Consider the following 1,964-nt stretch of genomic DNA (forward strand, 5'->3'; position numbering starts at 1 on the left):
CCATTGAAAGCCATACTATTTTAGAAATTAATGCTAGCCCCTTGCGTTTAGACCTAGATGCCTTGAAAGTGAAGGAAGCCAAAGAAGCCGGAGTGAAGTTTGCCATTGATAGCGATACCCATGCTTTGGAAGATTTAAACAGAATGGAGTATGGAGTAAATGAAGCCCGCCGAGGTTGGGCGGAGAAAAGCGATGTTGTTAATACTTTTTTGTTGGCGCATCTTATTAAAAGTTTAAAAAGAAATTTGAGCTAAAATAAATTTTATATGTTAAGCGACCCTCATTGTATTTTTTGTAAAATTATTAAAGGGGATATACCTGCTAAGAAATATTATGAAGATGATAATTTTTTAGCTATTTTCGATGTCCAACCTATCGCTCCTAACCACTTGTTAGTTTTCAGTAAAAATCATTATACCAGCATTAAGGCTATGCCAGAAGAGGAATGGTTGCAACTGCACGCTAAAGCTAGAGAATTAGCCGAGAAACTTAGCGCTGAGCTTCATGCCGACGGTTATAATTATATGATTTATAACGGTGAAGCGGCTGAGTCGGGCGTTCCTCACCGACCGCATATCCACATTATCCCGCGTTATTTTAAAGACGGTTTGCATTTAGACCCTCGCACCAATCATTAATTCCATTTTTTATGGGTTCATCTCTTATTCCATTTATTTTAAGTTTTCACTTTCTGGTGCCCCAATCTCCATTTTGGAGAGCCTTTTTATCTTTTTCCGGCAATGCTGTGGTCTACCTGTCAGGCGTTATTTTCGTCTTGCTTTTCGTAAGGTCAATAATGGTGGTTATTTATGCTTATTCTAAATATTGGAAAACCAAAGAGAGTTTAACTATAGAAACAGTAGAAAAGATAGCCAATGAGCGTAAAACTAAATTGCCCTTTTTTACTATAATTATTCCAGCGCGCGATGAAAGCGAAGTGGTGGCTTCCACTATAGAAACTTTTTTAAATATCAATTATCCGCGCAATAGTTATGAGGTAATAGTAGTCACTGACCAAAAAGAAACGCTTAAGGCTGCGGAAGGAAAGGTTACTACTCAAACAGAAGTAAAGAGAATGCAGGAAAAATACAAGATTAATCAGCCAGATTTTCATCTTTGGCATTATGATGTTCCTTATGATTTTGATGGAGAAATCGCTGGGGAGTGTTTGGGGCATGAAGTAGCTTCTACCAAAGGGAGAGCCCTTAACTGGGCTGTGACTGAATATGAAAAAGAAGCTAAGCAATTGCCTGCTTTTTATGTTTTTTTTGATACCGATGCGCATCCCAATAACCAGTCGTTTTTAGCAGTAGCTAAAGCTTTTCTTCTAGACAATTCTAAAAGAGTTTTTCAACTGCCAGTTTTCCAAGTAAGGAATTTCTGGTCGATTTCTAATTTTTCCCGATTAGCAGCTCTGGGGCAAGCCTTTTCACATCAAACGTTCTTGCCCTATCAATTCTTATATATGCCGTTTGTGGGCGGAACCAATTTGTTTATCGAAAGAAAGCTAGTTTTGGCGGTGAAGGGAATTAACCCACATACGATTACCGATGATTTGGATTTAGGCACACGTATGTATTTGCAGGAAAATGCTTGGCCCTATTATTTGCCCTATCCTTCATCCGAACAAACTCCAGCTACTATAAAGATGTATATAAAACAAAGAAAACGTTGGGGTATGGGGCAGTTGCAAATGATTTCTGATTTGAGCCGCTGGAGCCGTCAACTGCCAGACAACCTTAAAAACGTTCCTAATATAAAGAAAAAAATACACCATCTTTACTGGGCGTATATTTGGCATGGTCCTTTCCAATATCTGTCTTATTTTCTTGTTACTCTGCTCAGTTTAGTGTCTTTAATCTCGCGGGCTACGAATGGGCTGATTTCTCTCTTTTCCATTGGCTATAGATGGTCTTATTTTAGCGCCACTAAAACAGCTTTTGGTTTTATTTATTGGACATTTT

General features: G+C 38.3%; 3 protein-coding genes. All 3 read left to right on the top strand.

The features are described from left to right. The coding region (locus PK547_02760; protein ID HPR91629.1) for a hypothetical protein at positions 1-254 on the top strand (254 nt) is incomplete at its 5' end. A gap of 12 nt (positions 255-266) precedes the next feature. Continuing rightward, entirely contained in the window at positions 267-638 is a 372-nt protein-coding gene (locus tag PK547_02765) for an HIT family protein (protein ID HPR91630.1), read from the top strand. Between the two features lie 11 nt (positions 639-649). After that, positions 650-1,964 (top strand): glycosyltransferase family 2 protein (locus tag PK547_02770; protein HPR91631.1); only part of this gene is annotated, 1,315 nt, incomplete at its 3' end.

The organism is Candidatus Paceibacterota bacterium (assembly GCA_035404205.1).
Taxonomy (GTDB): domain Bacteria; phylum Patescibacteriota; class Minisyncoccia; order UBA6257; family JAVHQB01; genus JAVHQB01.

What these genes read in the sequence shown, in the direction of transcription:
- PK547_02765 (HPR91630.1), top strand. Translation starts at nt 267, where the DNA reads ATGTTAAGCGACCCTCATTGTATTTTTTGTAAAATTATTAAAGGGGAT.